At 73.6% G+C, this 4,144-nt stretch carries 4 protein-coding genes and 1 pseudogene; 3 read left to right on the top strand and 2 right to left on the bottom strand.

The features are described from left to right. Positions 1-100: pseudogene (locus tag IF01_RS47240) on the bottom strand (electron transfer flavoprotein subunit beta); the annotation flags it as partial. A gap of 372 nt (positions 101-472) precedes the next feature. Further along, positions 473-886 carry a thioredoxin family protein gene (locus tag IF01_RS0140650; RefSeq protein ID WP_030398663.1) on the bottom strand — a complete coding sequence of 138 codons (414 nt, stop codon included), beginning with the start codon at positions 884-886 and terminating at the stop codon, positions 473-475. 223 nt (positions 887-1,109) lie between these two features. Here IF01_RS0140650 and IF01_RS0140645 point away from each other — a divergent pair, with 223 nt between their 5' ends. The 3 genes from IF01_RS0140645 to IF01_RS0140635 all read left to right on the top strand — a co-directional run bounded on the left by IF01_RS0140645 (position 1,110) and on the right by IF01_RS0140635 (position 3,996). Beyond that, positions 1,110-1,535: a DUF4395 domain-containing protein gene (locus IF01_RS0140645; protein WP_030398662.1), complete on the top strand. Its 426-nt coding sequence runs from the start codon at positions 1,110-1,112 to the stop codon at positions 1,533-1,535. A 252-nt stretch (positions 1,536-1,787) separates the two neighbouring features. After that, the gene (locus IF01_RS0140640) at positions 1,788-2,558 is read left to right on the top strand and encodes a lysophospholipid acyltransferase family protein (RefSeq protein ID WP_030398661.1); all 771 of its coding nucleotides are present in this window, start codon (positions 1,788-1,790) and stop codon (positions 2,556-2,558) included. Positions 2,559-2,802: 244 nt separating this feature from the next. Then, positions 2,803-3,996, top strand: a complete 1,194-nt coding sequence (locus IF01_RS0140635; RefSeq protein WP_030398660.1) for a beta-propeller domain-containing protein — start codon at positions 2,803-2,805, stop codon at positions 3,994-3,996. The last annotated feature ends 148 nt before the right edge of the window (positions 3,997-4,144 follow it).

The raw sequence follows: 4,144 nt of genomic DNA, 5'->3' as shown, positions 1-4,144 counted from the left end.
CGTCCACGCCCTCCCGGTCGGTGGTGTGGTCGTCCGCGAAACGACGGTCACCCGTCGCGTCCGGCACGTACTTCACACAGACAACGATCCTCAAGCTCACGGCCTGTCTCCTGTACTGGTCTCGTCCGGCGGCTGCGGCTGTGCAAGCGGGCGCGAAACACGGTACGCACCTGCTCCCGGCAGCGTGCTCCCGTGCCGGTCCGGAACTCCCTGGCAGCATACTCGCCAGTAGCCCGACGGTCACTACTCGCCAGTAGCTTACGCCGCGCGGTCCCGGCCGGGCGTCCCCTCGGGCCCTCTCGGCAGCCCCGAGCAGGCCCGTCGGCCCAGGTGGACCGCGGGACGGACGCACTGCCGTCAGGGCCATCCTGCCCCAGCCCGACCCCTGCTCCACCCCGCGGGGGCGCTCCTTCCCCCTCGGGGCCCACCGCGACCGCGGAACACACCGTTCCGCGCCGGGGTGCGGGACCGCTCAGACCGCCTCGCCCAGCGCCGCGATCACGTCCGCCCGCCGCGGCTGCCCGGACGCCCGGCGGACCACCCGGCCACCCGCGTCCAGCACCAGCACCGTCGGCGTCCGCAGGATGTCCAGCCGCCGGACCAGCTCCAGCCGCTCCTCCGCGTCCAGCTCCACGTGCGCCACCCCGTCGACCATCCCGGCCACCTCCGCGAGCACCCGGCGGGTGGCCCGGCAGGGCTGGCAGAAGGCCGTCGAGAACTGCACCAGGGTCGCCCGCTCGCCGAGCGGCACCCCCAGCTCGGCCGCCGACAGCCCCACCGCCCCGTCCTTCGCCCGCACCCTCAGCCTCCCGTCGCGCTTGGCCCGCAGCAGCCCGAACGCACTCGCCAGCGCGAGCACGACAACGCACACCACCAACCCGGTCATCCCCCCAGTCTGCGCCAGGCCCCCCGGACCCCGGGAGCGGCCCCGGCAAAACGGTCGACCGCCGGCCCGCGGCCCGCGTACGATCACCGGGTGGACTCCGACCGCCCCGCACAGCCGCTGCTGACCGCCCGCCGGGTGGTCGACCTGTGCCGCGCCACGGCCTCGCGCTGTCGCTGACGCTCCCCAGCCGTCAGCCCGCCGCCGTCCCCTCCCGGAGTCCCCCGTGCAGATCGACCCCCGCGGCCCGCGCTTCGCCGCCGCGCTCACCACCGTCGTCCTGGCAGCCGTCCTGCTCACCGGCAACGGAGTCCTGCTCGCCGCCCAGGCCCTCGTCTTCGCCCTCGGAGCCCTCGGCGGGCTGCGCCGCTCCCCCTACGGGTGGCTCTACCGCACGCTGGTCCGCCCCCGGCTGGCACCGCCGGCCGAGACCGAGGACGAACGCCCGCCCAGGTTCGCCCAGGGCGTCGGCCTGGTCTTCGCCCTCGTCGGCGTGCTCGGCTTCCTCACCGGGACCGCCTGGCTCGGCCTGCTCGCCACCGGCTTCGCGCTGGCCGCCGCCTTCCTGAACGCCGCCTTCGGCTACTGCCTGGGCTGCGAGATGTACCTGCTGGTCCGCCGCGCACAGCGCCGGGTGGACGCCACCGCCTGACCTCGCCGCGCCGACACCTGGCACGGGGCCCGACCGGGGAGGAAAAGTTCCCGGCCGGGCCCATCACGTACGTCACACCTTCACATTCCGCCAGGCAGCACCCCTCAGGTGACAGCAGGCACTCCTTCGGGGGATCATCTCCGTGTATCGCCCGTGGCCGCCGCGGTGTGCCGTGCTCCCGGTCGGCCCCCACGCACCGCCCCGGGGCCCCGCCGTACCGGGCCGCCAGGCCCGTCGAAGTCAGGACTGACCGTGGCAGAGCTCGTCTACCCGCCGGTGATCGGCGCCGCACTGACCGTCTTCCGCGCACTCGACGTGCGTATCAAGATCGTCGGCGCCGAAAACATCCCCGCCGAGGGCGGGGCGGTACTCGTGAGCAACCACATCAGCTACCTCGACTTCCTCTTCGCGGGCCTGGGCGCCTACCGCGGCGGCAAGCGCAAGACCCGCTTCATGGCCAAGGACGACGTGTTCAAGCACGGTGTCTCCGGCCCCCTGATGCGCGGCATGAAGCACATCCCGGTCGACCGGACCGACGGTCAGCCCGCCTACGAGGCCGCCGTCCGCGCCCTCCGGGCCGGCGAGGTCGTCGGTGTCTTCCCCGAGGCCACCATCAGCCGCTCCTTCATGCTGAAGAAGTTCAAGACCGGCGCCGCCCGGATGGCCGCCGACTCCGGCGCCCCGCTGCTGCCGGTGATCCTCTGGGGCACCCAGCAGCTGTGGACCAAGGGCCGCCCGAAGACCCTCACCAAGCGGCACGTCCCGGTCACCATCATGATCGGCGAGCCGATCGTGCTGACGCCCGAGGACAAGCCCGTCATGGTCACCCGGCGTCTGCGCGCCGCGATGACCGAGATGCTCGACCGCGCCCAGCGCGAGTACCCCGGCAAGCCCTCCGGCCCCGAGGACAACTGGTGGCTGCCCGTCCACCTCGGCGGCACCGCGCCGACCCTGGAGGTCGCCGAGGCCGAGGACGAGGCGGAGGCCCTCGCCAAGGCCGAACGCCGGGCCGCCCGCGGCTGACCCCGGGCCACCGTTCCCGCCGACCTGCCGTACTTCCGTTCCGCTGCTCCGCCGTACTTCCGTTCCGCTGCTCCGCCGTGCCGCCGTACTGCCGCACGAACGGGCGACTCTCAGTCGCCGAGCGGACGCGGACCGTCGCGTGTCGCCCGGCTCCGCACCCTCCGATCTGACAAGGTGACAGCTCCTTCGGGGGGCAATCACGTCCGGACTCGCCGGGCGGATCGGAGACGGAGATGACACGCGGATGACGCGCACACGGCTCTCACGGACCACCCCCGCCACGGCCCGCACCCGCCCTCACGCCGGTGCGGGCCTCCTGCTCGCCGGGGTCCTGCTCACCGGCTGCGGCGCCCAGCCCGGCGAGATCCCGCTCAGCGAGATCCGCGCCGAGTCGCCCAGCCCGACCCCCACCGTCGAAGCGGCCGTCGCCAACGGCACCGCCGCCGTCGACGCGGCCGCGGCCACCCCGACCGCCCCGCCGGCCCAGAACGGCCTCATCGCCGGCCGGACCTTCCTCGACCAGGACCGCCTCACCAGCGCGATCTTCGCCGTCACCGCCGACGGCCGGACCCGGCAGCAGCTCACCCAGCCCGGCGACCGCACCCGGGACGACCACCCCTCCTGGTCCCCCGACGGCACCGCACTCGCCTTCGACCGCACCGGCGCCGACTCCCCCGGCCGTATCTGGACCACCAGCTCCGACGGCCGGAACGCCCGTCAGCTCGGCCCGCTCTGCGAGGCCGGCGCCCCCGACTGCGTCAACGAGACGGAGACCGCGCCCGCCTGGTCCCCCGACGGCAAGCTGATCGCCTTCACCCGCAGCTGGGGGAGCTCCGATCCGAACTCGGAGCAGATCCAGTACAGCGACCTCTTCGTCATCGCCCCCGACGGCACCAACGCCCAGCGGCTCACCTTCCTCACCAACGACACCCCGTACTCCGGCGCCGTCACCGACCCCTCCTGGTCCCCCGACGGCAAACAGCTCGTCTTCTCCTACCGGACCAGCGCCACCGGCCAGCCCGCCAACGGACGTTCCCTCTACATCGTCAACGCCGACGGCACCGGTCTGCGCCGACTCACCCCCTGGGAGTTGCGGGCCGGCGAACGCGCCGACTGGTCCCCCGACGGCAGCCGGATCGTCTTCACCACCTACCCGGCCGGCCCCGACAACGCCCCCGGCGGCGGCATCTACACCGTCCACCCCGACGGCACGGCCGTCGAAGCGCTCACCCCCGGCCCGTCCGACGTCACCTACGGAGCCGCCTCCTACTCCCCCGACGGCACCGCGATCGCCTTCGACCAGGCCCCCGCCGGCGGAGCGTCCGAGCTCTGCACGATGCGCGCCGACGGCTCGACCGTCACCCGGCTCACCGACCCCCAGGGCCACGCCGAGAGCCGCCCCAGCTGGGGCACCGCCCAACCGCAGCCGCAGAGCTGAATTCTCGGCGCACCCAGCAATCCGCGGTAATCCGCGGCAATTCACGCACAACGCAAAGAACCCCCGCCGGTTTCCCGACGGGGGTTCTTCACAATGATTGTTCGGCGGCGTCCTACTCTCCCACAGGGTCCCCCCTGCAGTACCATCG

It is taken from the genome of Kitasatospora purpeofusca (assembly GCF_000718025.1).
GTDB classification, from domain to species: domain Bacteria; phylum Actinomycetota; class Actinomycetes; order Streptomycetales; family Streptomycetaceae; genus Kitasatospora; species Kitasatospora purpeofusca.
This window is presented reverse-complemented; position numbering and strand designations above follow the sequence as displayed.

Coding starts and splice junctions, on each gene's coding strand:
- IF01_RS0140635 (WP_030398660.1), top strand. CDS start 2,803: ATGACGCGCACACGGCTCTCACGGACCACCCCCGCCACGGCCCGCACC.
- IF01_RS0140650 (WP_030398663.1), bottom strand. CDS start 886: ATGACCGGGTTGGTGGTGTGCGTTGTCGTGCTCGCGCTGGCGAGTGCG.